The 26,181-nt window shown below is 63.4% G+C and carries 27 protein-coding genes; 10 read left to right on the forward strand and 17 right to left on the reverse strand.

Features of this window, described 5'->3' with window-relative positions; translation table 11 throughout:
* Window positions 1-288 precede the first annotated feature (288 nt).
* The 3 genes from ACQ4WY_RS18025 to ACQ4WY_RS18035 are packed head-to-tail and all read left to right on the forward strand — an operon-like array spanning window position 289 to window position 1,902.
* Window positions 289-798 (forward strand): ProQ/FINO family protein, encoded by a 510-nt coding sequence (locus tag ACQ4WY_RS18025; protein ID WP_070224995.1) that lies wholly within the window; start codon window positions 289-291, stop codon window positions 796-798.
* 9 nt (window positions 799-807) lie between these two features.
* Complete coding sequence (locus ACQ4WY_RS18030; protein ID WP_436505187.1) at window positions 808-1,455, forward strand: 3'-5' exonuclease; 648 nt, start codon at window positions 808-810, stop codon at window positions 1,453-1,455.
* A gap of 21 nt (window positions 1,456-1,476) precedes the next feature.
* The gene (locus tag ACQ4WY_RS18035) at window positions 1,477-1,902 is read left to right on the forward strand and encodes an SMI1/KNR4 family protein (protein ID WP_353658093.1); all 426 of its coding nucleotides are present in this window, start codon (window positions 1,477-1,479) and stop codon (window positions 1,900-1,902) included.
* A gap of 21 nt (window positions 1,903-1,923) precedes the next feature.
* On the opposite strand, the gene ACQ4WY_RS18040 is transcribed toward ACQ4WY_RS18035, so the two are convergent.
* Together ACQ4WY_RS18040 and ACQ4WY_RS18045 are read right to left on the reverse strand one after the other, a co-directional pair.
* Complete coding sequence (locus tag ACQ4WY_RS18040) at window positions 1,924-2,271, reverse strand: DUF4870 domain-containing protein (protein ID WP_034758731.1); 348 nt, start codon at window positions 2,269-2,271, stop codon at window positions 1,924-1,926.
* 100 nt (window positions 2,272-2,371) lie between these two features.
* The gene (locus tag ACQ4WY_RS18045) at window positions 2,372-3,784 is read right to left on the reverse strand and encodes an aminotransferase-like domain-containing protein (protein ID WP_436505188.1); all 1,413 of its coding nucleotides are present in this window, start codon (window positions 3,782-3,784) and stop codon (window positions 2,372-2,374) included.
* Between the two features lie 164 nt (window positions 3,785-3,948).
* Here ACQ4WY_RS18045 and ACQ4WY_RS18050 point away from each other — a divergent pair, with 164 nt between their 5' ends.
* Together ACQ4WY_RS18050 and ACQ4WY_RS18055 are read left to right on the forward strand one after the other, a co-directional pair.
* Complete coding sequence (locus ACQ4WY_RS18050) at window positions 3,949-4,674, forward strand: c-type cytochrome (protein WP_436505189.1); 726 nt, start codon at window positions 3,949-3,951, stop codon at window positions 4,672-4,674.
* Complete coding sequence (locus tag ACQ4WY_RS18055; RefSeq protein ID WP_436505190.1) at window positions 4,671-5,945, forward strand: c-type cytochrome; 1,275 nt, start codon at window positions 4,671-4,673, stop codon at window positions 5,943-5,945. Before ACQ4WY_RS18050 ends, ACQ4WY_RS18055 begins: the two co-directional genes overlap by 4 nt.
* Before the next feature lie 52 nt (window positions 5,946-5,997).
* Here the strand turns inward: ACQ4WY_RS18055 and ACQ4WY_RS18060 are convergent, their stop codons facing one another.
* Window positions 5,998-6,633 carry a class I SAM-dependent rRNA methyltransferase gene (locus tag ACQ4WY_RS18060; RefSeq protein ID WP_034758744.1) on the reverse strand — a complete coding sequence of 212 codons (636 nt, stop codon included), beginning with the start codon at window positions 6,631-6,633 and terminating at the stop codon, window positions 5,998-6,000.
* 188 nt (window positions 6,634-6,821) lie between these two features.
* Between ACQ4WY_RS18060 and ACQ4WY_RS18065 the strand changes: the two genes are divergently transcribed.
* Window positions 6,822-7,607 carry a head GIN domain-containing protein gene (locus ACQ4WY_RS18065; protein ID WP_436505191.1) on the forward strand — a complete coding sequence of 262 codons (786 nt, stop codon included), beginning with the start codon at window positions 6,822-6,824 and terminating at the stop codon, window positions 7,605-7,607.
* Between the two features lie 60 nt (window positions 7,608-7,667).
* Here ACQ4WY_RS18065 and ACQ4WY_RS18070 read toward each other — a convergent pair whose 3' ends face one another.
* A complete protein-coding gene (locus ACQ4WY_RS18070; protein ID WP_034786185.1) occupies window positions 7,668-8,210 on the reverse strand; it encodes a YaeQ family protein in 543 nt (180 codons plus the stop codon).
* Between the two features lie 39 nt (window positions 8,211-8,249).
* Window positions 8,250-9,119, reverse strand: a complete 870-nt coding sequence (gene purU, locus ACQ4WY_RS18075) for a formyltetrahydrofolate deformylase (RefSeq protein ID WP_353658098.1) — start codon at window positions 9,117-9,119, stop codon at window positions 8,250-8,252.
* Between the two features lie 345 nt (window positions 9,120-9,464).
* Here purU and ACQ4WY_RS18080 point away from each other — a divergent pair, with 345 nt between their 5' ends.
* The 3 genes from ACQ4WY_RS18080 to ACQ4WY_RS18090 all read left to right on the forward strand — a co-directional run bounded on the left by ACQ4WY_RS18080 (window position 9,465) and on the right by ACQ4WY_RS18090 (window position 11,074).
* The gene (locus ACQ4WY_RS18080) at window positions 9,465-9,977 is read left to right on the forward strand and encodes a phasin family protein (protein WP_436505192.1); all 513 of its coding nucleotides are present in this window, start codon (window positions 9,465-9,467) and stop codon (window positions 9,975-9,977) included.
* Window positions 9,978-10,024: 47 nt separating this feature from the next.
* Window positions 10,025-10,402, forward strand: a complete 378-nt coding sequence (locus ACQ4WY_RS18085; RefSeq protein WP_436505193.1) for a KGG domain-containing protein — start codon at window positions 10,025-10,027, stop codon at window positions 10,400-10,402.
* Window positions 10,403-10,561: 159 nt separating this feature from the next.
* The gene (locus ACQ4WY_RS18090) at window positions 10,562-11,074 is read left to right on the forward strand and encodes a YgjP-like metallopeptidase domain-containing protein (protein ID WP_070304061.1); all 513 of its coding nucleotides are present in this window, start codon (window positions 10,562-10,564) and stop codon (window positions 11,072-11,074) included.
* A 110-nt stretch (window positions 11,075-11,184) separates the two neighbouring features.
* Here ACQ4WY_RS18090 and ACQ4WY_RS18095 read toward each other — a convergent pair whose 3' ends face one another.
* From ACQ4WY_RS18095 to ACQ4WY_RS18150, 12 genes are all read right to left on the reverse strand, one after another.
* The gene (locus ACQ4WY_RS18095) at window positions 11,185-11,778 is read right to left on the reverse strand and encodes a PEP-CTERM sorting domain-containing protein (RefSeq protein ID WP_353661077.1); all 594 of its coding nucleotides are present in this window, start codon (window positions 11,776-11,778) and stop codon (window positions 11,185-11,187) included.
* Between the two features lie 310 nt (window positions 11,779-12,088).
* Window positions 12,089-12,634, reverse strand: coding sequence for an LOG family protein (locus tag ACQ4WY_RS18100; RefSeq protein WP_353661078.1), 546 nt, complete (start codon window positions 12,632-12,634; stop codon window positions 12,089-12,091).
* A gap of 11 nt (window positions 12,635-12,645) precedes the next feature.
* Window positions 12,646-13,419, reverse strand: coding sequence for a tetratricopeptide repeat protein (locus ACQ4WY_RS18105; protein ID WP_353658102.1), 774 nt, complete (start codon window positions 13,417-13,419; stop codon window positions 12,646-12,648).
* A 41-nt stretch (window positions 13,420-13,460) separates the two neighbouring features.
* A complete protein-coding gene (locus ACQ4WY_RS18110; protein WP_034758777.1) occupies window positions 13,461-14,132 on the reverse strand; it encodes a TetR/AcrR family transcriptional regulator in 672 nt (223 codons plus the stop codon).
* Window positions 14,133-14,270: 138 nt separating this feature from the next.
* Window positions 14,271-14,876, reverse strand: a complete 606-nt coding sequence (locus ACQ4WY_RS18115; RefSeq protein WP_436505194.1) for a phasin family protein — start codon at window positions 14,874-14,876, stop codon at window positions 14,271-14,273.
* A gap of 151 nt (window positions 14,877-15,027) precedes the next feature.
* Complete coding sequence (locus ACQ4WY_RS18120; RefSeq protein WP_436505195.1) at window positions 15,028-18,666, reverse strand: EAL domain-containing protein; 3,639 nt, start codon at window positions 18,664-18,666, stop codon at window positions 15,028-15,030.
* A 302-nt stretch (window positions 18,667-18,968) separates the two neighbouring features.
* Entirely contained in the window at window positions 18,969-19,928 is a 960-nt protein-coding gene (locus tag ACQ4WY_RS18125; RefSeq protein WP_436505196.1) for an esterase/lipase family protein, read from the reverse strand.
* Window positions 19,925-21,565 (reverse strand): GMC family oxidoreductase, encoded by a 1,641-nt coding sequence (locus tag ACQ4WY_RS18130; protein WP_436505197.1) that lies wholly within the window; start codon window positions 21,563-21,565, stop codon window positions 19,925-19,927. The genes ACQ4WY_RS18125 and ACQ4WY_RS18130 overlap by 4 nt, the downstream gene beginning before the upstream one ends.
* Window positions 21,566-21,572: 7 nt before the next feature.
* The gene (locus ACQ4WY_RS18135) at window positions 21,573-22,100 is read right to left on the reverse strand and encodes a hypothetical protein (RefSeq protein ID WP_436505198.1); all 528 of its coding nucleotides are present in this window, start codon (window positions 22,098-22,100) and stop codon (window positions 21,573-21,575) included.
* Window positions 22,101-22,185: 85 nt separating this feature from the next.
* A complete protein-coding gene (locus ACQ4WY_RS18140; protein WP_436505200.1) occupies window positions 22,186-23,379 on the reverse strand; it encodes an MFS transporter in 1,194 nt (397 codons plus the stop codon).
* 90 nt (window positions 23,380-23,469) lie between these two features.
* Window positions 23,470-24,372: a LysR substrate-binding domain-containing protein gene (locus ACQ4WY_RS18145; protein ID WP_436505201.1), complete on the reverse strand. Its 903-nt coding sequence runs from the start codon at window positions 24,370-24,372 to the stop codon at window positions 23,470-23,472.
* Window positions 24,369-25,133 (reverse strand): RNA methyltransferase, encoded by a 765-nt coding sequence (locus ACQ4WY_RS18150; RefSeq protein WP_436505202.1) that lies wholly within the window; start codon window positions 25,131-25,133, stop codon window positions 24,369-24,371. The genes ACQ4WY_RS18145 and ACQ4WY_RS18150 overlap by 4 nt, the downstream gene beginning before the upstream one ends.
* Window positions 25,134-25,328: 195 nt before the next feature.
* On the opposite strand from ACQ4WY_RS18150, the gene ACQ4WY_RS18155 reads away from it, so the two are divergent.
* Window positions 25,329-26,111 (forward strand): inositol monophosphatase family protein, encoded by a 783-nt coding sequence (locus ACQ4WY_RS18155; RefSeq protein ID WP_152254720.1) that lies wholly within the window; start codon window positions 25,329-25,331, stop codon window positions 26,109-26,111.
* Window positions 26,112-26,181: the final 70 nt, after the last annotated feature.

Raw genomic sequence — 26,181 nt, forward strand, 5'->3', positions numbered from 1 at the left:
AGATTATGCACGAAGGCCAGTTATCTGGATAATTGATAAACAAAATATCTGGTATCAAAAATATCAATAATGATGGCCTTGCACCGCACTGCTCCTATCCCCTGCACACCTGAGCCAGACCGTCAAAAACGGGGTCCAGTCATCAGCGCAAGCCGACATTATACACATTTCCCGCATTTCGCGCTTGGCATGGCCAGCCACGCGCATGCAGATCGCAGCGCAAGTTGCCAAAAAAGACAATGCACTTGCCTGTGGCGCGTGCTATGCTCCCCTTTTATAGCCCAACCAATGATGTCGATGACCAGCTCCACGCCAGACCAGCAAGCCACCACTCCTGACACGCCAGTCGATGCAGCCCCAGCGGCGGCACCGGCCGCAGCGACCACGCCGGCGCCGGCCGGCCTGACCGCGCGCGCCCTGCTGAAGCAGTTCCAGGAGCAATTCCCGCCATTCCGCGATTGCCTGCCCTTGTCGATCGGTATCGACAAGCAGATCCTGGCACGCCTGCCGGACCTGGACCGCAAGCTGATGCGCACGGCGCTGGGCATCCACACGGGTTCGCTGCGCTACCTGCGCGTGATGGAAAAAGCCAAGATCCGCTACGACCTCGACGGCACGGCCGGCGCGGAAGTGACGCAAACCCACCGCGACCACGCCACGCAAGTATTGCAGCAGCGCTTCAAAAAAGAAGCTGAGCGCAAGAAAGCCGAACGCGATGCTGCCGCCGCCGAAGAGGCGAACCGTCTGCGCCTGGAAAAACTGAATCAGCTGACCGCGAAATTCTCGCGCAAAGGCTGATCCGGTTTCATGGACACAGCTGCCGCACCGCCACTGCCCCCCTATCAAGGCATTGCACTCGACCACGTCAAGCTGGTACGCACCAGCGATGATGCAAAAGCGGCCATGGCCGCCCTGCTGGCAGCCGATGCCATCGGCTTCGATACGGAATCGAAGCCGACGTTTGTCAAGGGCGAGTCCTCCACGGGGCCACATTTGATCCAGCTGGCCACCGACGACATCGCCTATCTGTTCCAGGTGGGCAGCACGCCGGCGCCGGCCCTGACCGAACTGAAAGCCATCCTCGAGTCGACCACCACCCTGAAGGTGGGCTTTGGCCTGTCCGACGACGTCAAGCGCCTGCGCAACAAGCTGGGCATCGCGCCGGCCCAGGTGCTCGACCTGTCCGTCGCCCTGCGCGGCGGCCAGCGCAACGACCTGGGCGCGAAGACGGCCGTGGCCAAGTTCTTCGGCCAGCACCTGCAGAAATCGAAAAAGATCTCCACCACCAACTGGGCCACGTCGCGCCTGACGGACAAGCAGATCCTGTATGCGGCCGACGATGCGCAAGTGGCCCTGCGCGTGTACCGCCGCTGGATCGCCGACGGCGGTAAAGTGGCACCGCAAAAAGCCCCGCGCGCCAGCACGCCGCCCTCCGCGCCGCCCGCCCCCGCCTGAGCCGGCGCGCCTTCCTGCTGCATGAGCAAGAGCAAGTCCATCGGCACCACGCCCGCCGCGATCGCCGCCGCCGAACAGGCGCTGGGGCGCGAACTGCCAGCATCCTACGTACAATGGTTGTTGGTGAACAATGGCCGCGCACTGGGCGCCTTGTGCGTGTTTCCCGTCTACGATGCGGACTGTGCGCGCAAGACATGGGAATCAATAGCACACCATTACCGCACGGACTGGCAGGAATGGCTGGAGAATGTGGGTGACGGCAACGATGCCACTAGCCTGCTGCCCTTTGCCCAGTTCGGCACGGGCGATTACTATTGCTTTGACTATGCGCAAACGGGGCCATCGGGCGAGCCGGTGGTCGTGCTGTGGTCGCACGAAACAGGCGCCACCACCGCGGTGGCGCCGGACTTTGCCGCATTCCTGGCGCTGCCCGGCCGTCCGGGCTGAAACCCGGCGACCGGTGCAGCCTTATTTGACCAGGCGCAAGGTCAAGGGATAGCGGTAAGTGATGCCATTGCTGGCCTTGACGGCCGCGACGATCGAGCACACCAGATTGGCCAGCGCCACGATCCAGAACAGGAACAGGCCGATCAGCACGAACGACAGGATGAAGCAGGCGAAATACCAGATGATCAGGGTGATCTGGAAATTGAGCGCTTCGCGGGCGTTCTCGGCCGAGAATTTATCCGCATCGTCTTTCTTGATCAAATAAATGATCAGCGGCGCCACCCAGCTGGTGAACAGACCGCCAACGTGGGACAGAATGGCCATCGTCGTATCTTGCGTACGACCCACTTCCGGCTGCGTGTTATCCATTATCGTTCCCATCATTCGTTATAGATACACCAATATAACAGCAATATTTCTCTTTGGAATGAAACACTTGCTGGCGCAAGGGATTATTTTGCATGTGCCGCTACGCCGCCGCCAGCGCCAGCCGTCCCAGGGTGGCGATGGCCTCTTCCAGCTGCGGGCTCCACGGGTGGCCGTAATTAAGGCGGATGCAGTGGCGAAACGCGCGCGTGGCGGAAAAGATGGGACCGGGCGCGATGCTGATGCCGGCCGCCAGCGCACTGCGGTGCAAGGCCAGCGCATCGATACCGGCAGGCATCTCTACCCAGACGAAATAACCGCCCTGCGGCCGCGTGACCCGCGTGCCTGGCGGAAAATGCACGGCGATGGCTTGCAGCATGGTGTTTTGCTGCGCCGCCAACGTCAGCCGCAGCTGGCGCAAATGGCGGTCGTAGCCACCCTGCGCCAGATAATCGGCCAGCGCCATCTGCAGCGGGATGGGCGCCGACAGGCTGGTGGTCAGTTTCAGGCGCTCGACCTGGCGCGCGTAGCGGCCCGCCACGGCCCAACCCAGCCGGAAGCCGGGCGCCAGGGTCTTGGAAAACGAGCTGCAATGCATGACCAGCCCCGCGCTGTCATGACTTTTCGTCAGGCCCGGGCGCTGCTTGCCAAAGTACAGCTCGCCATACACGTCATCCTCGATCAGCGGCACGCCATGGCGCGCCAGCAGTTCGACCAGCGCGCGCTTCTTTTCCGGCGACATCAAGCTGCCCAGGGGATTCTGGAAATTCGTCATCAGCCAGCACGCCTTGGGCTGGTGACGCAGCAGCAATTCCTCGAGCGCCGCCAGGTCGACGCCATCGCGGGGGCTGGTGGCAATTTCCACCGCCTTGAGCTCCAGCCGCTCCAGCGCCTGCAAACACGCATAGAAGCTGGGCGACTCGATCAGCACCGTGTCGCCCGGCCGCGTGACGGCTTGCAGGCACAGGTTCAGCGCTTCCAGCGCGCCATTCGTGATGACGATGTCGTCGCTGGAAACGAGCACGCCATCGAGCTGATAGCGCAGGGCAATCTGGCGGCGCAGCTCCGCATTGCCCAGCGATAAATCCGTGACGGTGCTCCAGGGGTCGAGGCGGCGCATGCTGGCCGACACGGCACGCGCCAATTTTTCCATCGGGAACAGATGCGGACTGGGGAACGCCGAGCCAAAGGGCACGATATCGCGCGCGCCCACGGCGCCCAGCACCTCGAACACCAGGTCGCTGACGTCGACGGTGGTGCTGGCGTCGAGCGGGCGCGAACTGTCCGGCTCGGGGGCCAGCGCGGCGCGCTGCGGCGCCACGTAATAGCCGGAGCGGGGCCGCGAGACGATCATGCCGCGCGCTTCGAGCAAATAATACGCCTGGAACACCGTCGACGGACTCACGCCCCTGCGCGCATGCTGCTGGCGCACGGAGGGCAACTTATCACCAGGCAACAACAACTGCGTGCTGATCATGGCGGCGACTTCTTCCGCCAATTCCTCATATCGTTTCAAGCCTGCTCCTCAAACTGATCCGTAGTTTTATTGCACAACTGATCCTGTCACAGTGACAGCACCCGGTATATGCTAGGGTAACAACATCCGGGCAGCAACACCGGCACGCCATCCCGACCGACGAGACAGCTTATTTCCCCATGCCATTTCCCATGCGACTTTCCATGCTACTGCATTCCCCCCTCGTGCTGCTGGCCATCGCTTCCGCCTTGCCCGGCACGGCGCTGGCCGCGCCCGCCACCATCTCGGCCAGCCACGACAGCCTGGAACAGCGCATCAAGGCGTGCACGGCCTGTCATGCGCAACAGGAGCGCCACGACGCCTTCTTTCCCCGCATCGCCGGCAAGCCGGCCGGCTACCTGTACAACCAGCTGCTGAACTTTCGCGAGGGACGGCGCCAGTATCCGATGATGAACTATATGGTGGAACACTTGCCTGACGACTACCTGCGCGAAATTGCCGACTATTTTGCGGCACAGCACCCGGCCCCGCCGCCTGCCCAGCCCAGCAGCGCCGGCACGACAGCCCTGGCGCGGGGCAAGCAGCTGGTGCTGCACGGCGATGCCGTCAAAAAAATCCCCGCCTGTATCGCTTGCCACGGCCAGCAGCTGGCCGGCGTGGCGCCCGCCATCCCCGGCTTGCTGGGCTTGCCGCGCGACTATATCAATGCCCAGCTGGGCGCCTGGAAGAACGGCATCCGCCGCGCCCACGCACCCGACTGCATGGCGCAAGTGGCGCAGCGCCTGTCCGACGCGGACGTGGGCGCCGTCTCGGCCTGGCTGGGCACGCAAGTGGCCAGCGCCGACGCGCGCCCCGCCAGCAGCATCGACCTGCCCCTGCCCCTGCATTGCGGCGGCGTGCCGGGTTCCAGCGCGCAGGTGGCGCCATGAAAAAATGGATGATCGTGGCCGCCATCGCGGCCATCGCCGCCGCCGGCGCCACGTTCGTGCTGTACCCTGGCGACGACCTGGGCCCGCCCGCCGTGGCCAGCACCCTGAGCCAGGAACAGCTGGTCGCGCGCGGCGCCTACCTGGCCAAGGCGGGCGACTGCATGGCGTGCCACACGACGCGCGGCGGCGTACCCTATGCAGGCGGCCGGGCCTTGCAGACGCCGTTTGGCAAGGTGCTCTCGCCCAACATCACGGCGGACAGGGAAACGGGCATCGGCAGCTGGACGGCCGACGATTTCTGGCACGCCATCCACAACGGCAAGTCGAAAGACGGCCGGCTGCTGTATCCCGCCTTTCCGTACACCAATTACACGAAGGTGCAGCGCGAGGACAGCGACGCCCTGTACGCCTACTTCCAAAGCGTGCCGCCGCACAAACAGGCGAACGCGCCGCACGCGCTGCGCTTCCCCTACAACCAGCAGATCGCGCTGGCCGCCTGGCGCGCGCTGTATTTCAAGCCAGGTGTATACCAGCCGCTCACGAGCAAAAGCATGGAATGGAACCGGGGCGCCTACCTGGTGCAGGGCCTGGGCCACTGCAGCGCCTGCCATAGCAGCCGCAGCACCCTGGGCGGCAGCGACGACGGCCTGTCGGGCGGCCTGATCCCCGTGCTGGGCTGGTACGCACCCTCGCTGACATCGGACGCGGAAGCGGGCCTCGGTGACTGGGACACGGCGCATATCGTGGAACTGCTGCAAACAGGCGTGTCGCCGCGCGCCACCGTCTTCGGTCCCATGGCCGAGGTGGTGCGGCAAAGCTTGCAGCACATGAGCGGCGCCGATGTGCAGGCGATGGCCGTCTACCTGAAAAGCCTGCCTGGCCCGGCGCAGCCCGCGCAACGGGCGCCGCGCAGCATGTCGGAGCAAGCCAGGCAGCAACTGGCGCTGGGCGCGAAACTGTATGAAGCGCAATGCGCGAGCTGCCACCAGGCCGACGGCAAGGGCGTGCCGCCCGGCTATCCGCCACTGGCCGGCAACCGCGCACTGACGACGGAGTCGGCCGTCAACGCCATCCGCCTCGTGCTCAACGGCGGCTTCGCGCCCGGGACCAGGGGCAACCCGCGCCCGTATGGTATGCCGCCGTTCGGTCCCGTCATGGATGATGCGGAAGTGGCGGCCGTGGTGACGTATCTGCGCGCCTCGTGGGGCAATGATGCCCCGGCCGTGTCAGCCCTGGAAGTGAATCGCTACCGCAGCGTACCCCTGGAGTAACAGGCATAAAAAAACCGGCCAGCGCCGGTTTTTTCTTGTCAGGCAACCGTTCTCAGCGGAACTTGCTCTTATGCCCCGTTTTCAGGTCCAGCGCATAACGCACGCCGTTGTCCGTCAGCATGACTTCATCGGGCGGCTCCTCGCCAGCCAGGGCGCCGTCGATCAAAGGCAAGCCTTCGCCCTTACGCATCAGGTCGTCGCAGCGCTCGTACACATTGGCGCAACCGGTGGACGCCATCAGCGATTGCACGATGGCCACTTTCCATGCGTCGACGCCGCCCGCGTTGAATTCGCAGATCAGGTAGCCTTGCACGCCGCCAAACAGCTGCACCACCAGGCCCGGCAAGCCCTCGTCCTCGCCCTTGATCAGGGTCAACAGCTGGTTCTCGCCCGCCTTCTTGATGGCTGGCAGTTTTTTCTCAATGGCGGCCTTGACGCGACGCTTGATCAGCGCGTGGTCGACCGGTTCGTCTTCCTTGAAGCTCCAGATACGCGCGCGGATCTGCGACTTCGAATTGTAGGCGGCGCGGGCGATGAACTGCTTGGACGAGCTTTGCACGATGGCCGTCGAGCCGGGCTTCATTTTTTCCTGCGGCTTGCCTTCGACTTTTTCAATCGCGGACGCGTAAATCCACGATTGGCCCAGCAAGCTCTTTTCCTTGCCCTGTTTGATAGTGATGATCAGCATGTAATTCCAGTAGTGTGGCCAGCGCGTGCCGGTCGTCGTATGTCTAATACCGGCATGATACCTCATGCCATCCTGTCGCATCCTCCTGCATTCTGTCCCGCCAGCATTGCCGTCTGTCGCAGCGCGGTACGCAGGCGCGGCCGGCTGGCATACCATGCAGGCAGTCTAATTCAAAACAGGGAACAAGAATGACACACGCAATTTTCCACCCCCGCCATGCCCGCGCCGTGACCACCCTGCTGCTGGCCGCCTGCGCTCTGGCCATCCCGGCCGCACCGGCGCTGGCATCGCCACTCGACTGGATTTCCGGCAACAGCATCCAGGGCAGCGGCAAGCTGCAAAAGCAGACGCGCGAAGTGGGCAGCTTCCATGGCGTGGCGCTGAACGTGCCGGGTACGGTCGAACTGCGTATCGGCAACACGGACAGCGTCACCATCGAGGCCGACGACAATATCCTGCCGCTGATCGAGACGGCGGTGGAAAACGGCACCCTGCGCATCCGCCCCGCCAAGCGCAATGCCAACTTCCGCCAGAGCAGCCTGACCATCGTCATCCAGGCGCGCCAGGTGGAACGCATCAGCGTGGGCGGCTCGGGCAACATCACGGCGACGGGCTTGCGCGCCGAGAAACTGCGCTTCGACGTGGGCGGCTCCGGCTCCATCAACGCGCGCGACCTCGACAGCCGCCAGGTGGCCGTGGCCATCGGCGGCAGCGGCAACTTCAAGGCCAGCGGCAAGACGGAGCAGCTGACGGCGTCGATCGGCGGCTCGGGCAATATCCAGGCGGGCCGCCTGGCCGCGCGCGAGGTGCAGGTAAGCATCGGCGGCTCGGGCGAAGCGGAAGTGTGGGCCAAGGATGACCTGACCATCAGCATCGGCGGCTCGGGCGAAGTGAGCTACTACGGCGATCCGCGCATCAGCCGCAGCATGCAGCGTTCGAGCAGCATCAAACGGCTTGGCAGCGCACCGAATTAAACGCCCGCAATGACAAAAGCCCGGAATGGTCCGGGCTTTTTGCGTTTCAGACAGTCAACATCAGCGCGCCGGCTTCACCGGTTCGCGGTCGATCAGGACCGTGTTGACGCTGTCGGTCAGCCAGATCTGGCCATCCTGGATCGTGCATTGCAGCTGCATGCTGCGCTGCGCCAGCTTGCTCATGTCTTGCGCCGCCTCGGATGGCAGGTTGATCACGGTCAGGTTCTTCGCCCGTTCCAGCTTGTTCGCGATCTGCTTCCACCAGATGTGGCTGGTTGCGCCATAGCTGTAGACGATGACCTGCTCCGAACGGCCGCAGGCCTTCAGGATGCGCTTTTCGTCGGGCTGTCCCACTTCGATCCACAGCTGGATGGCGCCCGTCAAGTCTTTCTGCCACAAGTCGGGCTCTTCCGTATCGAACAAGCCCTTGGTAAACGTCAGCGCCTCGTCGGCGTGGATGGCGAACGCCAGCAGGCGCACCATCATGCGCTCGTCCGTTTCGGACGGGTGGCGCGCCAGGGTCAGCGCGTGATCCTGGTAGTAATTGCGGTCCATGTCGGCGATCTGCAGATCGGCTTTGAAAATTGTTGCTTTGAGGGCCATCGTGTTTCTGTCTCGGTAAAGTAAATAGTGAAGTCGGTATCAGCGGAAAACCACGGTCTTGTCGCCATTTTTCAGGATGCGGTGCTCGACGAACCATTTCACGGCGCGTGCCAGCACCACGCACTCGACGTCGCGGCCGATGGCCGTCAGGGTCTCGGCATCCATCGCATGGTCGACGCGCTCGACGTCCTGCTCGATGATCGGACCTTCATCCAGGTCGCCCGTGACGAAATGGGCCGTCGCGCCGATCAGCTTGACGCCGCGCAAGTGCGCCTGCGCATATGGCTTGGCGCCCTTGAAGCTGGGCAGGAAGGAATGGTGGATATTGATGGCGCGGCCATCTAGCGCCCGGCACAGGCCCGGCGACAGGATCTGCATGTAGCGCGCCAGCACCACCAGGTCGATCTTGTGCGTGTCCATCAACTCGATGATCTTCGCTTCCTGCGCCAGCTTGGCCGCTTCCGGCGCGCCGGCCGCCAGCGGCAGGTGGTGGAAGGGAATATTGTAGCTGGCCGCCAGCTGATAGAACTCCATGTGGTTCGAGACGATGGCGGGAATTTCCACGTTCAGCAAGCCGCTCTTGTAGCGGAACAGCAAATCGTTCAGGCAATGGCCAATCTTCGACACCATCAGCATGACGCGCGGCTTGACGCGCGCATCGTGCAATTGGCCATTGAGCTGCATGGCTTGCGACAGGTCGGCGAAGTCGCTGCGCAACTGGGCGTCGCTGACGGCGCCGTCTTCCAGCGCGAAATGCACGCGCATGAAGAACAGCTGGGATTCCTGGTCGCCGAACTGGGCGGAATCAATGATGTTGCAGCCGTGTTCGGCCAGGAAGCCGGACACGCGGTGCACGATGCCGCGCTGGTCCAGGCAGGACAGGGTCAGGATGTATTCGGGATGCGTCATGGTCGCGGAATAAGGCAAAAAAGGTGGGCTATGCTCGGCTCAGCCACGCGCGCCGGCCATCGGCTGCGCTGCCGCGAGCCGACTATTGTCGCACGGCTGGGCCCATAAACCTGCATTTTCCACACAAGCAGCATAGCTGCCGGCGGCGGCAAGCCGATTCAGGTTCATTTGATCTGACGCAAAGACATCGCGTTTTTCTGGCGGGCGAGCGCCATTCTCGCGCCAAACCGGCATCTGGCGTGGAACCTGGCACGCCATCCGGCGTCTATCTCTTTGCTTGTTTCACCATACGTCGCATCCGGTGCGCCGGGTGTTTCCTGGATTAGTTTTTCATTGAGGTAGAACATGTTCACAAACAGCCCCCCCCACAGTCTCAGCCCCGCCCTGAAGTCCCATCTCGAGGCCCAGTGCAATTTCGCCACGGAACTATCGCACAAGCTGTTCGATACGGCGCAGCAACTGAGTGAGCTGCATCTGCGGCTGGCGCAAGACTTGCTGCAGGAATGCAGCAGCGCCAGCCAGCAACTGCTGTGCGCACGCGATACGGGCGAGTTCATGTCGCTGGCTGCGGCCCAGTTGCAGCCAAACAGCAACAAGCTGCAGCAGTACCGGCAGCAACTTGGCAAGCTCGTCGCCAACGCCAATGTCGAAATGAACCGCACGGCAGAGAACCACCTGCCCGAAGCGAGCCGCACGGCCGTCGCCTTCGCTGACGAAGTGATGCGCAAGACGGCCGAGGAAACGGAAAAAGCCACGCAGCGCCAGCGTGAAATGATCGAAAAAATGCATGCCACGGGCCAGCGCGACGGCGCGGGCCACGGCCGCGATACCAGCAGGCAATCCGATCAGGCGCATTGAGCACTTGACTTGAACACCAGACCCCACTCGACAGCAAGGAGAGCGACATGGCTAACAGTAATGAGCAGGGCAAAGGCGCAGGCAGCAACCAGAAAGCCGGCGAATCGGGCAGCGGCAAAGGCACGAGCAAGCGCGGCTTTGCCGCCATGAACGAGGAGCAGCAACGCGAAATCGCCAGCAAGGGCGGTCAGGCCGCCCATCAAAAGGGCACGGCGCATGAATTCGACTCGGAAGAAGCACGCCGTGCCGGGCAGAAAGGCGGCGAAGCCGTCAGCCGCAACCGCGTACACATGGCGGAAATCGGCCGCAAGGGCGGCGAAAGCCGGCAATCGGCCCAGCGCGCCAATGAAAGCCGCAACAACATGGCGGCGCGCGGCGGCGGTACTGGCCAACAGGGCGGCAAGGACGAGGACGAGAAGGGTTGAGCGGGCTGACAGGGCTGCCCCTGCAGCGCGCGGCTAGACGAAGGAAGGCACGGGGCGGCGAAGGCGGCCCCGTGCGGGGGCTGGCGCAGCGCGGGGCGCGGCGGTATGGTACATTCTCGCCTTACCGACACCTCCGCGCCACGTCCCGCCCTTCCCCGCATGCAGCCATCCCTGAAATACCTGAGCGCCTATTCCGAACAAACGCAAGCGCAAGTGCAGCAACTGATCGCACAGGACAAGCTGGGCGAAGTCCTGTTGAAACGCTATCCGAACGCGCACGATGTACGCAACGACAAGTCGCTGTACCAGTACGTGCAAGACTTGAAGAATGAATTCCTGCGCAATGCCGAACCCATCAACAAGGTGGCGTTCGACAGCAAGATCCATGTGATCCAGCACGCGCTGGGCTTGCACACTTCGATCTCGCGCGTGCAGGGTGGCAAGCTCAAGGCCAAGCATGAAATCCGCGTGGCCACCATGTTCAAGGAAGTGCCGCTGGAATTCCTGCGCATGATCGCCGTGCATGAACTGGCGCATGTCAAAGAAAAGCAGCATGACAAGGCGTTCTACAAGCTGTGTACGTATATGGAACCGCAATACCACCAGTACGAATTCGACGTGCGCCTGTACCTGACCCAGCTCGACCTGTCAGGCCAGCGCCTGTGGTCATGAAATCCTGGTCTGAAGTCCTGGCCGTGAAGTCTACGTAACAATGCCGCCCAGGGCGTCCACCGGGCGGCATTGTTAGGTCTGCGCCGGCGGGGCCGGCAGCATGTTCAGGTTCAGGCGGCGTTCTTGCGGCGGCGCAGGAAGGCCAGCAAACCCAGTCCGCCCAGCATCATGCCGTAGGTGGCCGGTTCCGGCACGGCGCTTACGCTGGCGGCGATATTGTCGACCTGGAAGGTGTGCAAGGCGCCTTCTTTCCACGATGCCGACAGCAGGTTGTTAAAGCCCGTGAACGTGTAATCGCTGAAAGTATGGCTGCCATCGAGGCTGAAGGTCTGGGTCACCGTGCCGCCGCCTACCTGGTGGCCGACAAAGGTCACATCGTAGGAGCCAGGCAAGCTCACGAAGTCAGCCAGGCTGATCGAGCTCAGCGAGAAGGCGGCACCATCGGTACGGCTCAAGGTTGTCGTCGACAGGACCGTGGCGCTCAGGCCGGCCGAGCCCGCGTAGGCGAAGTTGCTCTGATGCGCAGAACTCAACAGACCCAGGAAGCTGCTGTCGAAATCATAGCCGCCTTCGGAGTAGGAGTTAAAGACGGAACCGAAGTAGCCCGGATGTTCCAGCGCATCGAAGCCGATGATGGTGGTTTGTGCGTGGGCACCGCCAGCGGCGAGAACGGCGGCGACAGCGGCCGTGCGCAAGAGGGTCATTGGTTTCAAAATAACATCCTTTCAAGATGATGAAGTAGCGAGGTTGTGGCAACTTGCAATACCTGGGCGTCGCGGAAAAATGGGCGACGCCACACCGGGTGTCCGGCATGCCTGTCTTTTAAACAATGCCAGTAGACCACACTCATGCACAAAAAGCATCTTGATTTTCAAAAAAACATGCTTTTATAGAAATATAATAGCTATATTTATATTGATCAACTTATTGATCCCGATCAATTTTCCCGTGCGGAAATAAAAAAGCCATGCATTTCATGGTGCATGGCTCTGGATGAGATTTCACAAGGAAAATTTACTGGACACAGTCCTTCAGTCGCTGCACCAAGGTCGCAGGATCGGCGTCGGCATTCAGGAAGGCCGCGTGCTGCGGGCGGATAAAGCCCTGCTCCTTGCCGTTTTGCACAAAAGCGATCAAGCCGTCATAGAAACGGTCGACATTGAGCAAGCCGATGGGCTTGGCGTGCAAGCCCAACTGGGCCCAGGTGAGCATCTCGAACAACTCTTCCAGGGTGCCATAGCCGCCTGGCATGGCAATGAAGGCGTCGGACAGGCTGGCCATCATCGCCTTGCGCTCGTGCATGTCCTTCACGATGAACTGGCGCGTCAAGCCCATGTGGCCCACTTCGCGCTCGACCAGCTGGGTGGGAATCACGCCCGTCACCTCGCCGCCCAGGCGCAGCACTTCATCGGCGATCACGCCCATCAAGCCGACCTTGCCGCCGCCATACACGAGCGAAATATTTTCCGCCACCAGCACGCGCGCCAATTCGCGCGCCGCCACGGCATAATCGGGCGAGACGCCCGCATTGGCGCCACAATACACACATAAAGCCTTGATCACAGTAATCCTTATCCTTTCAATTCATCGATCGCCGCCTCGACTTCAAGGCGTTCCTTGGCGTCCAGTGCCACGCACTCGGCCGCCTTTTCATACAGCGCCAGCGCTTCCGCCAGCTTTTTCTTTCCGTCAAGCATGTTCAAGGCACGCGCATACTCGCTGTGGGCCAACGCCGAATACGGCGTCAGGGCCAGCGCCGTCTTAAAGTGCTGATAGCCATCTTCCTTGTTCGCGCCGTAGGTCAGGCCGCCTATCATGGCGCCGACCTTGTCGATAATTTCCGTATGATAAATCCCAAACGCGATATGCGCTTCCGCATGCATGGGCGCCACCGTCATCGTGCGGTCCAGGCTGTTGCGCACGCGCGCGCCCATGCCCTGCGCCAGGGCCTTGACGACGGAGGTGCCCAGCGCATAGCGGCCCAGGCTGTAGGCATGCCAGTAGTAGCCGGCCGGATTGTCCGGCTGCTCGCTCTGCTGGCGCTCGCAGCGCTCCGCCACCTCTTCGTACATGTCGAGTTTCTGGCTGTCGCTCACTTCCAGGTGCGTGGCATAGATGCAGGTCGCCTTGTGCGCCACCGCATAGCCGGGCACGCCGACGGCCAGGCCCAGCTTCACGGCGCGTTCGAAGTCGCCCGCATGGAAGGCCAGCCAGGCTCGCACCAGCGCAGAGTGCGTGGGAAAAGGCTCCACGTCGCCCGCATGCAGGCGCGCCCAGGCCGCCTCCAGGGTCTGCGGCGTGTAGACATATGCTTCGTCCGGATAGGGGAATTGTTTCCAAGCCATATCTCTCTCCTGTAATTGACGACGTGGCGCCAGCAGCCGGGTCAGTCGTTCTTGAGTTTGGTCACGTACTCTTCCGACAGCTTGCGAAACAGCAAATGCGTTTCATTGCGCAAATACGGCCCGATCAGGGACAGCACCTGGTAGCAGCCGCGCGCCAGCGCATCGGACATCGATTGCTGCTCGCTGTACTTGCGCGGGTTGCGCACATATTCGTACGACAGCCAGTAGGTGGCGACGACTACCATATTCGTCGCCATCGCAGCGACTTCCATGTCCGACGCTTCCAGCGACTGTTCGCTGCGCAAGTCTTCGCACAGCTGCGTGGCCACCTTGATCTTGTGCGCCAGGATCAGTTTGAAGTGCAATTCCAGCTTGCGGTTGCGCGACAATAAATCATTGAGGTCGCGATAGAAAAAGCGGTAGCGCCAGATCAGTTCGAACATCAGGTGCAAATACAGCCAGACATCCTCGATATTCGAGCGGCGCCCATCGGGCACGGTCAGGATGCGTTCGATTTCCGCCTCGAACTGGACGAAGATCGAATTGACGATGTCGTCCTTGTTACGGAAGTGGTAATACAGGTTTCCGGGCGAAATGTTCATCTCTTCCGCAATCACGGTCGTCGTGATATTCGGCTCACCAAACTCATTGAACAGGCGCAGCGACAACTCCAGGATGCGTTCGCGGGTACGGCGTGGTGCTTTTTGTAGCATGGCGGGCAATCTCTCTGTGTTCTGCCGCAAGCATACCACCTAAAATAGCCATAATGAAACACTCCGCCCCTGGCCGCCGGCGAAAAACGCAGACAAGAAAAAGCCTGCGCGAGCAGGCTGGAGGGATGCGGCGCCAGCTCAGGCGGCCGGCGCTTTTTTCTTCGCCGCCGGTCTCGCCGCCGGCTTGCTCAGTGGCTTGCTCACTGGCTTGGCTGCGGCGCGCGGCGCGGCACTGACTGCCGGCTTGGCCGGGGCCTTGGCGATAGCCGCCTTCGGCGCGGCTTTCGCTACGGCTTTCGGCGCCGCCTTCACGGCCGGCTTGACCGCAGCCTTGGGCCTGGGCGCTGGCGCGGCCTGGGCCGACAGCGCCGCCACTTGCAAGCTCAAGGCATCGATCTTGGCGTGCAGCGCGGCGATATCGTTTTGCGTGGGCACGCCGATGGTGGCCAAGGCGCGCGCGACGCGCTCTTCAAACACCTGTTCCAGCTTGTCCCAGGAACCGCTGGCCTGCTTGCCCACGCCATCGGCCAGTTTGCCGACACTGTCGCTGACACCGGCGACCTTGTCTTCGGCGCGTTTCTGGAATTCCGTGCCTTCCTTCACCAGCCTTGAAAACACGCGTCCGCCCTCTTCCTGCGCCTTGGCAAACGCGCCCAGGCCCGCTTGCCATATCTGCTGCGCGGACGAGCGCACGGCGCTTGCCGATTCCTTGTCTTCCGTCAGCTCCTTCAATTTCTTCACCATCGCCAGCTCCCGTCATGTGAAAGGCCATGCCACTTCATGGATATCTTTTATTCTAGTGAGCAAAACTAGAGACGGGTGTCTAATTCGATAGAAAGCGGCTGCTCAAGGTGCGCCAGCGCACGCGGCGGCCAGGTGCCTGAGCAGCAAGCCCCTAGGCCGCCACTTTCACCGGGCCGTGCAGCAGTTTGTGCAGGCGGAAGCCTTCGCGGATGTTCTCGCGCAGCACGGCGCCTTTCCACGGCTTGGTGTAGAAGCGGTCGACGGCGCCGCGGTTGATGGCCGCCATGATGGGCGTCAGGTCGGCAAAGGCCGACAGCATGATGCGGAAGGTGTCGGGACACAGGTGCTTGACCCGTTCCATGAATTCGGTGCCGCTCATGAGCGGCATGCACTGGTCGCACAGAATCACCTGCACCTTGTGGCGCGCCAGGATGTCGAAGCCTTCGGCAGCCGTCTGCGCCGTGAGGATGCGGTAGCCGTCCTGCGCCAGGAAGTCGCTGAGCACGTCGAGCATGAACACATCGTCGTCGACGATCAGCAAGGTTTGCTGCTCTTCGCTGCCTGCATCCTGCGGCGTCTGCAGCAGCTTGCCGCCCATCAGCATCTGCTCGAATTCTTCCTGCGGCACGGGGCGGCTGAAATAATATCCCTGCATCTCGTCGCAGCCGTGGCGCCGCAAATAAGCCAGCTGCGCATCGTTTTCCACACCTTCGGCGATCACTTCCAGCTTCATGCTGTGCGCCATGCTGATGATGGCCAGCACGATGGCCGCGTCGTCCGGATTGCTGGTCACTTCACGCACGAAGGCGATGTCGATCTTCAGCTTGTCGATGGGGAAGCGCTTCAGGTAGGCCAGGCTGGAATAACCGGTGCCGAAATCGTCGATGGAAATCTGGATGCCCAGCGCCTTCAGGTTGCGCAGCACGGCGATGGTTTCCTCGGCATTCGACATGAGCGAGCTTTCCGTCAGCTCCAGCTCCAGCAGTTCGGGCGCGATATCGTATTTACGGATCGCCTTGAGCACCTCCTCTTCCAGGCCGCCGACGAAAAACTGGATGCCCGAGACATTCACCGACAGGTGCACGGGTCCGATGCTGCTCGCGCCCCACTCGCTGATCTTCTTGCACGCTTCGTCGAGCACCCAGTTACCGACGCGCACGATCAGTCCCGTTTCTTCCAGCAGAGGGATGAACAGGGCCGGCGAGACCATGCCGTGGCCGGGGCGGCGCCAGCGTATCAGCGCCTCGGCGCCACTGATGCGCCCCGAGATGATATTCACCTTGGGCTGGAAGAACAGCACGAATTCCTCGTTGTCGATGGCACGCCGCAGGGCATTTTCCATGTCCAGCCGCGCCATCGACTGCGCATTCATTTCCGCCGTGAAGAAGCGGAAGGCGTCGCGACCCGCCTCCTTGGCGCGGTACATGGCCGTGTCGGCATATTGAATCAGGGTGTCCGCATCGACGCCATCGTCGGGGTACACGGAAATGCCGATGCTGACCGTCACCGTCACCTCGTGGCCCTGCAAGTCGAAGGGCTTGCGCATCGCCTCGCGGATCTTGTCGACCACGCCCACGGCATGCTGGGCGCCATCGGGCAGCACCAGGATGGTGGCAAATTCATCGCCGCCAAAGCGGCCGATGGTATCGCGCACGCGCAGGCAGTCGACCAGGCGGCTGGAAAACTGGCGCAGCAGTTCGTCGCCGATGGTGTGACCCAGGGTGTCGTTGACATTCTTGAAGCGGTCGATATCCATGAACAGCACGGCCACGGCCCACTGGTGTTCGGCCGCCTGGGACAGGGAATGGGTCAGCGAAGCGTAGAACTGGCTGCGGTTCGGCAAACCCGTCAAGGTGTCGAAATGGGCCAGCTTCATCAGGCGCTGCTCGGCGTCCTTGCGCTCGGTGATGTCGCGCGCCACAGCCACCAGGATCCAGCTCTGCCCCGAGCGCAGGGTGCGCCGCTGGACTTCCACTGACAGCGGCGAGCCATCCTTGCGCTGCAACTGCAATTCCGTCATCGGGCCGCCCTGGTCGCCGGCCAGCAACTTGTTGTACAGCTCTTCCAGCGGGGCTTCGCCCTCGTGTGCGTGGCCCGGCCCCACGCGCAGGAAATCCTCGCGCTCGAAACCGAGCATGCGGCAAGCCGTCTGGTTGACGTCGACGAAGCACATGCCGGCGCGGTCGATGAGGAAAATCGCATCAGCCGTGGCGTCCATCGCCAGGCGGAAGCGGCGCAAGTCTTCATCGAGGCGGATGCGCGCCGCCATGTCCAGGGTCAGCTGCTCGTGGTGACGCTTGATTTCGTCGTACAGCAGCAGGTTGTCGTAGGCGACGGCGATCTGCGCCGCCACCGTGGCGGCGACTCTCTCGTCGACTTCGGAAAATTCATTCGCCCCCAGCTTGTCGACCAGGTACAGCCAGCCGTGGCTGCGCTCGCGCGAAGCGATGGCGACGCCCAGGAAGGAATGCACGGGCGGATGCGTGTCGGGCAGGCCCAGCGCGCCGGGGTCGCCCTTCAAGCCATTGACCCGGTAGGGCTGGCGCTGCTCCAGCAAGCGGTTCAGGATGCCTGTGCGCGGCGCGCTGGCGATGCGCTCGAGGTTTTTCTCGGCGCCGCACGAGGAAAAATAGCTGAGCTTTTCGGCGCCCTCTTCCAGCATGCCAATGCAGGCGTACTTGGAGACGCAGATATTCTGCGCCACCCTGCAGCCAGCCTCGATCAGGGCGCGCGGATCGCGTTCGGCACCCAGCTCGATGCCCAGCTCGATCAGGGCCGTCAGGCGCAGGCTTACCGCCTGCAGGCTGGAGAGCGAACGCGACAGGCGCTCCGTCATGACGCCCAGGTCTTCGGGGATGGCGGCCTGGCCCTCGCGCTGGCTGGCCAGTTGCGAAATCTGCTGACTGCTCGATTCGAGTTCGTCGATGTAGCCGCTGACCTGGTCCTCGATGCCGGCCAGCTTGCCCGTGGCGGGAGGCGCTGCACTGCCGCCCACGCCCGGCGCAGCCGGCACCTGGGGCGCCGACGGCATCAGCCCAAGCGCCTCGTTGACGGTGCGCACGATGAGCTCGGGATCGGACGGCTTGGGCAGCACCCAGCGCACGCCGCACGCCTGCGCCAGCAAGATCGCTTCCTGCTCGCGGTAGGTGGCCGTATAAAAAATGATGGGCACGTTGGTCAGCGCGGGATCGGCATGCACGCGCGTGACGAATTCGTAACCGTCCATGTTCGGCATGAGGATGTCGGAAATGATCAAGTCCGGCCGCTCGGTGCGCAGTATTTCCAGCGCGTCGGCGCCATTCGCCGCCTCCAGCAGACGGTGGCCGTCGTAACCCAGCAGTGCGGTCAGGAACTCGCGGTTCAGCACATGATCATCGACGATCAGGATAGTGGCTATGTCGTTTTTAACTGGCGTCGACGGCGCCCCGGGTAAAAAAGATTCCAGCTCCGCGACGAACAGGTCAGGCTCGATCGGCTTGCCGATGTAGCCATTGAAGCCCGCTTCGAGCAGGCGTTCGCGGTCGCCCACCATGGCCAGCGCCGTCACGGCCAGGGCCGGGATATTGAGCAGTTGTGGGTCTTTCTTCAGCTCCGCCACCACGCCATAGCCATCGAGCTTGGGCAAATGCACGTCGCAAATGATCAAGTCCGGCAATTCGCTGCGCGCCATGCGCACGCCCTCCTCGCCGTCGTAGGCGGTCAGCGGCGTGTACCCGAAGGCACGCAGCAAATACACCATCAATTCCATATTGGTGGCGTTATCTTCGATAATCAGGATACGTGCGGACAATTAGCGCCCCCAATAAAAACTGCATGGACTCATTTTCTGCCTGCGTTCATTTTTCCGATTGCGTGAGGAACATAACAATCCTGCAACATCTTGCCATACATCCAAAAAAATAGCTTGTCTCCGGATGCCTGCAGAACGGTGGAAGCGGGCTCAGGAACAAATTTCTCCCAGTTATCTTCTGACGTTAGCTTAATACAGTACGCCAGTGGAAAACAGCGTTTTCTGCCTCTTGCGTTGTTAAACAGGGGCAACAGCAGAGTCAAAAGAGACAGTCTTGCCATGCAGACAAAACACAACAGGACTCAGGCGAAATGGGGGGCGGAGGGAGGCTGGGCGACTTCGTTCTTGATAGTGATTTCTTCCAGCAACTGGCGCAGCACGCGCGCATCGCTGGCCAGCGCCACATGGCCGATGCCGCCGAAGGCGAGATTGCGCGCGCCGGGCAGCTGCGCGGACGACTGCGGCGCGACGATATTGTCGTGATGCGAATAAATTGACGTGATCAGGGCGCGCAGTTCCGGCGTCTCGCTGGCAGCCAGCTGCGCCAGCCAGTCGCCGGGTGCGCCACCGATACGGCTCATCTGGCGCGCATTCGTCCCCGCCGCCAGCTTGGCCAACGCCGTGCCGTGGTGCGGCGTGCCGATGGTGATGATGCGCGCCACGCGGGCTGCGCCGTAGTGGCGCAGCCAGGCGCGCGCCACCAGACCGCCCATGCTGTGCGCGACGATGATGGCGCGGTCGCTGCCCGTGCGGGCGCACAGCGCCTCGATAGCCTGCTCGACCTGCGGCACGAACTCCTCGATGTCGGCGGCTATCGGTTCCAGGTCGATGGCGTCATGCGCGATGCCGGCTTGCGCCAGTTGCCGGCTCAGCTGCGCCCAGTAGCCGCGGTTGCACACATAGCCGTGAATCAGCAGCACCGGCAAGCCCCGGGCATCCGTAGCGGCGTCCAGCGCATGCAGGCGCGGACGCAGCATGCCCCAAGACGACGTCCACAGGGTGGCGCGCAACTCGCCCAGGAACAGGCACGCGGCGCTCCGTATACCCAACTGATATTCCGCTGGCACGGGACTGCCGGTGCGCCGGCTCTCCCAGAAATTGCGCGCGACGATCAGCGCGCGCACGGCCAGCAGCATGGCCAGCGCCAGCAACAAGGCCATGGCGGGCGAGGCGACGCCCCACGCCTGCATGGCCAGGTATGCCAACCCCAGCACGGCCAGCACCTGCAGCAGCATCAGCCACTTGAGAATGCGCGCGATCATGCCATCGTCGCAACAGAAACGGGAACGGGCGCGGACTTGCCCGTCAAGTGCTGCGCCAGGCCGCTGGCCAGGCGCGCCGCCAGCGCATAGATCGTCAGTTGCGGATTGGCGCCTATCGACGTGGGGAACAGCGAGCCGTCGTGCACGGACAGGTTGCGCACGCCATGGTAGCAGCCATCGGCACCCGTCACGCCCAGGCGCGCATCGTCCGACATGGCGCAGCCGCCCATCACGTGGGCCGACACCACGCGCGCCAGCAGCGCCTTGAAGGGCAAGCCGTTGATGGCCTGCTTCGCCTGCGCCCAGTTCGTATAGTGGCTGGCCAGCTCATGCACGGGATACACGCTCTTGGCGCCGGCCGCAAACTGGATTTCCGCCATCGACAGCAGCGCGCGCCGCACGCCATCCCAAATAAAAGGCGTGAGCGGATAGTCGAGCACGGGCGCGCCGAAACTATCGAGAGATACGCTGCCGCCCGCCGCCTCATGGTGAAAGCCGTCGCGCAACAGGGCCAGCAAGCCGTGCGCATGGGGGAATTCGCGCATGGTGCGCGCATGTTCATCGCCGAAGCCGCCCATGGTGGTGGCCATCAGCAGCGGATGCAGGGGCGGCGCTTCGAGCTTGTAGCCGATAGGGCCGCCGATGGGCGACGTGTGCAGGAAATGGTCGGAATAAATCGTCTGCGGCGCGCCCGCATAGGCGTCGACGCGCTGCTTGAACAGGCCCGCCGAAATCACCGTCGGATGCAAAAAGGTGCGCCGCCCTAGCAAGCCGTGCGGGTCGGGCGCCTGCGAGCGCAGCAGCAGGGCCGGCGAGTTGATGGCGCCGCCGGCCAGCACAAAATGTTTGGCGCGCAGCGTGAGGCGCACGCCCGTGGGCGCCTGCCCGGCCGCGTCCAGCGCCGTCACCTGCAGGCTGTCGATGCGCTCGCCCTTGAAGATGAAACGCTCGGCACGCGCATGCACGAGCAGGCCAGCACCGAGCGCCAGCGCCGACGGGATCGTCGTCACCAGCATCGACTGCTTGGCGTTCGTCGGGCAGCCCATGCCGCAGTAGCCGAGGTTCCAGCAGCCATTCACATTGCGCCGGATGGCGGCGGTGGGTATGCCCAGCGCCGTGGCGCCACGGCGCAATAAATCATTGTTTTCGTTGGGCGGCGCGGCCCAGTCGCTCACGTGCAGGCGTTTTTCCATCATGGCGAACCACGGCGCCATGGCGTCCACGGAATAGCCGGTCAAACCAAAATGCTTGCGCCAGTATTCCAGGGTGCCGGGCGGCGTGCGAAAACTCGAGGTCCAGTTGACGGTTGTCGAACCGCCCACGGTGCGGCCCTGCAAAATGTTGATCGCCTTGTCGCGCGTCTTGCGCGCGGCCGATTCCTGATACAGCGCGGGATAGGCGTCCGCTTCGCGCATCTTGAAGTCTTTCGAGGACTTCAAGCCGCCCTCTTCGACGATCAGCACTTTCAGGCCGGCCAGCGCGAGGATTTCCGCCGTCACGCCGCCACCGGCACCGCTGCCGATGACGACGACATCCGCCTCCAGGCTGCGGTCGGCGGCCAGGGTGCTGGCGTCGGTGACGTTCCAGCCTTTGGCCACGCCGATGGCGATGGGGTCGGGTATGGGGGATGTGCTCATGGATGCCTTATGCGCTCAGTTCGGGCAGCGGTCCCGGATAGCCGATGGCGGCCCAGTGGGCGGCATCGGCGTACCAGGCGCCGAGGATCAAATCATGCAGGGCCAGATAGGCCGTCTGCAGTGTCGCCAGGCGGTGCGTGCGCCACGACTGCAGAAAGGCGGCCACCTGGGCCGGGTCGGCGTCAAGCCAGCCGCCATGCACGCCGGCGACGAAGCGCCGCGCGGGCGCCAGCGCCAGCAGGCCAAACAGGTCCTGCACTTCCTGCTGCGCCGCCAGCGGCAAGCCACGGATGGCCGTGTCCACGCCGGCGATGGCGCCAGCGAGCGCCGCGGGCCGCGCGCCGCCTTCCTGCGGCAGCGCGCTGCCCAGCATGGCCGGCACGATGGCCGCCAGCGCCGCGCGCGCCGCGCCATCGAGGACGAAACGGCCAGGCGCCGCCGGTCCGCGCACCAGGCGGTACGCGGCGCCGCCGGCCGCCAGCGCGCAGGCGCCGAGCACGCCCAGTTTCAGAAACGATCTGCGTCGCATCAGCATGTCTCCATTGCCATATATCCCTTGTTGTATACCGCCTTTTGTAAGCCAGTGTACGCCAAAGGAAGCGGCGCTCCGCGCGCAAAAACTAGAGCGGCGCGTCTAGTTTTTGCGACTGAAACCACAGCAGCAGCATGGCCAGCAGCGCCGCCAGCGCGCCGCCGATGGCGATGCTGGGCAAGCCAAAGGCGACGATCAGCGCGCCGCCCAGCGTGCCTCCCAAGGCCGTGCCCGCATTGAAGGCGGCGATATTCAGGCCCGCCGCCACGGCGTCGCTGCCCGGGCAATGCCGCTGCGCCAGGCGTAGCAGACGCACGGTCGACAGGGTCACGAGGGCAAAGAACAGCAAGCCCAAGGTGCCGCACAGGACCAGCATGGCCAGGGGCTGGGCGCGCAGCAGATAAAAGGCCAGCAGATTGAGCGCCAAGGCGGCCAGGGCCAGCACGCTGGCGCGCAGAGCGGAAGGGCGATCCGCGCACCAGCCGCCCAGCAGGTTGCCGCCGATGGCGCACACGCCAAAGCACAGCATGGCGGCGCCCAGCCAGCCCGCGTCGAGTCCACCCAGTTGCAGCAGGAAGGGAGAGATGTACGTAAAAAAACTGAAGGTGGCCACGCTGACCAGCGCCGCCACGCCGGCCGCCAGCAGCAGAGGGAGCCGCAAGATGGCGCGCAGGCTGGCCAGGGCCGATGTGGCAGCGGCTTCCTGGTGCGCGGCCGGCATGGCGAAGCGCAAGCCGGCGCCGCCGCACAGGGCCAGCACGCCGATGGCGGCAAACACCCAGCGCCACGACGAGACGGCGCCCAGCCACGTCCCCAGCGGCACGCCGCCGGCCAGCGCCAGGGTCAGCCCCAGCCAGACGATGGACAGCGCCCGGCCCGCGCGGGAAGGGTCGACCAGGCTGGTGGCCGCGTGCGACGCCACGGCCATGAACACGCCATGCGCGAGGCCGACGGCAAAGCGCACGCCCAGCAGCACGCCCAGCGCCGGCGCGGCCGCCATGGCTACGCTGCCGGCCGCCAGCACGGCCATCGTCGCCACCAGCACCTGGCGCGTAGGCCGGCGCGCCAGCATGGCCGTCAGCACGGGCGCGCCGATGGCCGCCCCCAGCGCATACGCGGCGATGGCCCCGCCGGTCGCCGCCACGCTGGCGTGCAAGTCGCGCGCCATGGGCGTCAACAGGCCGGCGGCAATGAATTCGCACAAGCCGAAGGTAAAGCTGCACAACGACAGCCAATAAATGGAAGGGGGCAGCACGCGGCTGCGCGACGAAACGTTGGACATGGCCATTCCTGACAATCAAAGCGCCATGCTGCCCCCTGGGCCATCATCTGTAAAATATCTTATTTATCTTGAAACGAGACGTTCAAAGTCTCACTGAGCAGCAGCCAGCCGCAGTTGCGCCAGCAGCCGCTCGCGCACGGGGGACGTGCGCTGCGGATCCCACGCCATGTACAGGTCGAGCTGGCGCAAGGCCTCGGGCGCGCTGCTTGCCAGCGGCAGCATGACCACGCCGGCAGGCCTGGACGCCGCCAGGCTGGCCGGCAGCAGGGCCACGCCGAAGCCGGCCGCCACCAGCCCCAGCACCGTCTGCAAGCGGCGCGCCTGCTGCACCACATTCGGCACGAAGCCCGCATGCAGGCACAGGCTCGCCAGCTGGTCGTGAAAACCCTGGCCCAGCTCGCGCGGCGAGGCGACGAAATCGTCACCGGCCAGGTCCGCCAGATCCACCCTCGCCTGCCCCGCGCAGCGGTGGTTCAACGGCAGCGCAACGACGATGTCTTCGCCGGACAGGCGCTCGAAGCGCAAGCCTGGCGTGCTGCGCCCCGGCGCGCGCAGCAGGGCAATATCGACGTCGCCCCGCTCCAGCCACTCGACCTGTTGCTGCGTCGATGCTTCGCGCAAGGTAAATTGCACGGCGGGCGAGGCGGCGCGGAAGGCGCGCAAGGCAGTCAATACGTGAGCGTATGGCGTGATGTGGATGAAACTGAGGCGCAAGTGCCCCTCGATGCCCTGCGCCACGCGGCGCGTGGCCGCCACGCCCTCTTCCAGGCTGGCCAGCACCTGACGCGCCGTGGACAGGAACGCCATACCGGCCGGGGTCAGACTGACCTTGCGGTTGCTGCGCTCGAATACGGGGTAGCCGAGCGCCTCTTCCAGCCGCAGGATGGCCTGCGACAGCGGCGGCTGCGCCATGTGCAGCCGTTCGGCCGCGCGGCGGAAATTGAGTTCCTCGGCGACGGCGATGAACTGGCGCAGCAGCCGGGTTTCTATCATGGGCCTTTTTTGCTCATCGCCAGGATATGGCGCGCGATGCCACGCAGGATATTGACTTCTTCCGTTTCCAGCCCCGTGCGCGAAAACAGGCGTTTCAGACGGGGCATCAGCTTTTTCGGGTTGTCGGCGTCGAGAAAATCGATGGCCACCAGCGCCTGCTCAAGATGCGCATACATGCCGTCGACCTGCGCCAGGCTGGCGGCGTCGCCGTGGAAACCGACGGGACTGGCCGCCTGCGCATCGCCGAGGGCCGCCACGCGGCATTCATAGGCGACGACCTGCGCCGCCTGCGACAGGTTCAGCGAGGAATACGCGGGATTGGCGGGAATGTTGATCAGCACATTGCACTGCTCGACGATCTCGTTGGGCAAGCCGAAGCGCTCGTTGCCGAAGATGACGGCCGCGTGCAAGTCTTCGCTGGCGGCCAGCTGGCTGGCGATGGCGCGCGGCGCGGTGACGGGCGGCGAAAATTCGCGCAATCGGGCCGACACGGCGGCCGCGTAATTGCAGCCTTCGAGCGCCTCGGCGATAGAGCCGACGATGCGCGCGCCAGACAAAATATCCTGCGCGCCGCTGGCGAAGGCCACCGCTTCCGCGTCCGTCAAGGCATCGGGAAAGCGGGGATTGACCAGCACCAGATCGGAAAAACCCATCGTTTTCATGGCGCGCGCGACGCCGCCAATGTTGCCAGGACGACTAGTTTCGACAAGAATAAATCGCAGGCGTTTGAAAAGAGACGTGTTGATTTCAGGCAGATTCATTTAAAATAGCGCTATTGCGCGGTATCGATACAGGAAATTTCGGGAAACGGAGTCACAAAACGCTGACTCCAGGCCGGGATTTTAACCACTTCGGCACCGCTCCGCTCTTTAATTCATTCTTGCACTCTATCGTACCGGCGCCGAAAGGCGACGCTGGGCGGTCGCGTGCTTTTAACGGAAGCTCACATGCACCCAATGCTCAACACGGCGATCAAAGCCGCCCGCCGCGGCGCCGCCGTCATCAATCGCGCCTCTTTTGACCTCGACCGCGTCGTCGTCACGGAAAAACAACATAACGATTTCGTCACCGACGTCGACCAGGCGGCCGAACAAGCCATCATCGAGGTGCTGTCCAAAGCCTACCCGGACCACGCGTTCCTGGCTGAGGAATCGGGAGCTTCCGCCAACTCGCACGACGAGAATGAATATCAGTGGATCATCGACCCGATCGATGGCACCACCAACTTTATCCACGGCTTCCCGCAATACTGCATCTCGATCGCCCTCGCGCATCGCGGCGTCATCACGCAAGCCGTCATCTACGACCCGGTCCGCAACGACCTGTTCACGGCCACCAAGGGCGCCGGCGCCTACCTGAACGAAAAACGCATCCGCGTCACCAAGCTGGACCGCATCTCGAACGCCCTGCTGGGCACCGGCTACGTGGCCGGCAGCGCCCGCGCGCTCGATGAATACCTGAAAATGTACGCGATCATGGGCGAACGCAGCCAGGGCGTACGCCGCGCCGGCTCGGCCGCGCTGGACCTGGCTTACGTCGCTTGCGGCCGCCTGGACGGCTTCTACGAAAAAGGCTTGAAGCCTTGGGATATCGCCGCCGGCGCCCTGATGATCACGGAATCGGGCGGCATCGTCGGTGAGTTTTCCGGCGAATCGGACTACCTGTACAAGGGCGACGTCATCGCCGCCAGCCCGAAGATCTTTGGCCAGATGATTACCCTGCTGACGCCATTCGCCTGATTGCCAGGCGCGCTCTGACGTAAAAAAGCTGCCGGAGTTTCCTCCGGCAGCTTTTTTTTGTCCCCAGCCC

Origin of the sequence: Janthinobacterium salmonicoloratum (genome assembly GCF_051380845.1) — a bacterium.
GTDB classification, from domain to species: Bacteria; Pseudomonadota; Gammaproteobacteria; order Burkholderiales; family Burkholderiaceae_D; genus Janthinobacterium; species Janthinobacterium lividum_F.

What these genes read in the sequence shown, in the direction of transcription:
- ACQ4WY_RS18085 (WP_436505193.1), top strand. Translation starts at nt 10,025, where the DNA reads ATGGCTAACAGTAATGAGCAGGGCAAAGGCGCAGGCAGCAACCAGAAA.
- ACQ4WY_RS18115 (WP_436505194.1), bottom strand. Translation starts at nt 14,876, where the DNA reads ATGGTGAAGAAATTGAAGGAGCTGACGGAAGACAAGGAATCGGCAAGC.
- ACQ4WY_RS18095 (WP_353661077.1), bottom strand. Translation starts at nt 11,778, where the DNA reads ATGACCCTCTTGCGCACGGCCGCTGTCGCCGCCGTTCTCGCCGCTGGC.
- ACQ4WY_RS18030 (WP_436505187.1), top strand. Translation starts at nt 808, where the DNA reads ATGGACACAGCTGCCGCACCGCCACTGCCCCCCTATCAAGGCATTGCA.
- ACQ4WY_RS18070 (WP_034786185.1), bottom strand. Translation starts at nt 8,210, where the DNA reads ATGGCCCTCAAAGCAACAATTTTCAAAGCCGATCTGCAGATCGCCGAC.
- ACQ4WY_RS18125 (WP_436505196.1), bottom strand. Translation starts at nt 19,928, where the DNA reads ATGATCGCGCGCATTCTCAAGTGGCTGATGCTGCTGCAGGTGCTGGCC.
- ACQ4WY_RS18060 (WP_034758744.1), bottom strand. Translation starts at nt 6,633, where the DNA reads ATGCTGATCATCACTATCAAACAGGGCAAGGAAAAGAGCTTGCTGGGC.
- ACQ4WY_RS18050 (WP_436505189.1), top strand. Translation starts at nt 3,949, where the DNA reads ATGCTACTGCATTCCCCCCTCGTGCTGCTGGCCATCGCTTCCGCCTTG.
- purU (WP_353658098.1), bottom strand. Translation starts at nt 9,119, where the DNA reads ATGACGCATCCCGAATACATCCTGACCCTGTCCTGCCTGGACCAGCGC.
- ACQ4WY_RS18065 (WP_436505191.1), top strand. Translation starts at nt 6,822, where the DNA reads ATGACACACGCAATTTTCCACCCCCGCCATGCCCGCGCCGTGACCACC.
- ACQ4WY_RS18025 (WP_070224995.1), top strand. Translation starts at nt 289, where the DNA reads ATGATGTCGATGACCAGCTCCACGCCAGACCAGCAAGCCACCACTCCT.
- ACQ4WY_RS18145 (WP_436505201.1), bottom strand. Translation starts at nt 24,372, where the DNA reads ATGATAGAAACCCGGCTGCTGCGCCAGTTCATCGCCGTCGCCGAGGAA.
- ACQ4WY_RS18090 (WP_070304061.1), top strand. Translation starts at nt 10,562, where the DNA reads ATGCAGCCATCCCTGAAATACCTGAGCGCCTATTCCGAACAAACGCAA.
- ACQ4WY_RS18105 (WP_353658102.1), bottom strand. Translation starts at nt 13,419, where the DNA reads ATGGCTTGGAAACAATTCCCCTATCCGGACGAAGCATATGTCTACACG.
- ACQ4WY_RS18080 (WP_436505192.1), top strand. Translation starts at nt 9,465, where the DNA reads ATGTTCACAAACAGCCCCCCCCACAGTCTCAGCCCCGCCCTGAAGTCC.
- ACQ4WY_RS18155 (WP_152254720.1), top strand. Translation starts at nt 25,329, where the DNA reads ATGCTCAACACGGCGATCAAAGCCGCCCGCCGCGGCGCCGCCGTCATC.
- ACQ4WY_RS18110 (WP_034758777.1), bottom strand. Translation starts at nt 14,132, where the DNA reads ATGCTACAAAAAGCACCACGCCGTACCCGCGAACGCATCCTGGAGTTG.
- ACQ4WY_RS18040 (WP_034758731.1), bottom strand. Translation starts at nt 2,271, where the DNA reads ATGGATAACACGCAGCCGGAAGTGGGTCGTACGCAAGATACGACGATG.
- ACQ4WY_RS18140 (WP_436505200.1), bottom strand. Translation starts at nt 23,379, where the DNA reads ATGTCCAACGTTTCGTCGCGCAGCCGCGTGCTGCCCCCTTCCATTTAT.
- ACQ4WY_RS18130 (WP_436505197.1), bottom strand. Translation starts at nt 21,565, where the DNA reads ATGAGCACATCCCCCATACCCGACCCCATCGCCATCGGCGTGGCCAAA.
- ACQ4WY_RS18135 (WP_436505198.1), bottom strand. Translation starts at nt 22,100, where the DNA reads ATGCTGATGCGACGCAGATCGTTTCTGAAACTGGGCGTGCTCGGCGCC.
- ACQ4WY_RS18150 (WP_436505202.1), bottom strand. Translation starts at nt 25,133, where the DNA reads ATGAATCTGCCTGAAATCAACACGTCTCTTTTCAAACGCCTGCGATTT.
- ACQ4WY_RS18035 (WP_353658093.1), top strand. Translation starts at nt 1,477, where the DNA reads ATGAGCAAGAGCAAGTCCATCGGCACCACGCCCGCCGCGATCGCCGCC.
- ACQ4WY_RS18055 (WP_436505190.1), top strand. Translation starts at nt 4,671, where the DNA reads ATGAAAAAATGGATGATCGTGGCCGCCATCGCGGCCATCGCCGCCGCC.